This window comes from Rhizobium ecuadorense, from assembly GCF_001187535.1.
GTDB lineage: Bacteria > Pseudomonadota > Alphaproteobacteria > Rhizobiales > Rhizobiaceae > Rhizobium > Rhizobium ecuadorense.
Map to the genome: position 1 here is coordinate 1 of NZ_LFIO01001438.1, position 345 is coordinate 345.

Sequence of the window (345 nt, forward strand, 5' to 3'; positions counted from 1 at the left end):
CGGATGCACGATGACGACGCCTGGATCGGTCGTGCCTTGAACATCGCGAAGCGCGTGGAAACATGTGCCGAGCCCGATACCCTCTTCGTCACGCAGACCGTACTCGATCTCATCGATCTGCCGGTCTATCTCTTCCACGAGGTTGACGTATTCGAACTCAAAGGCGACTACCTACCGAGGCGGCATCTCTATCGGGTCGTATCAGTGAACCACACGGCACTTGCTGCACGGTCCGAAGAGCGGATGACGGCCGAGGACTGGTTCTTAAAGGGGGCCGGGATCGCAAGTACGGATACACGGGAGCTGGCAAAGGAACTGCATTGCTACGAAAAAGCATTGGAGCTC

At 57.1% G+C, this 345-nt stretch carries 1 pseudogene; it reads left to right on the forward strand.

The features are described from left to right. Nucleotides 1-36: 36 nt before the first annotated feature. Nucleotides 37-345 (forward strand): annotated as a pseudogene (locus AF337_RS30025) (tetratricopeptide repeat protein); the annotation flags it as partial.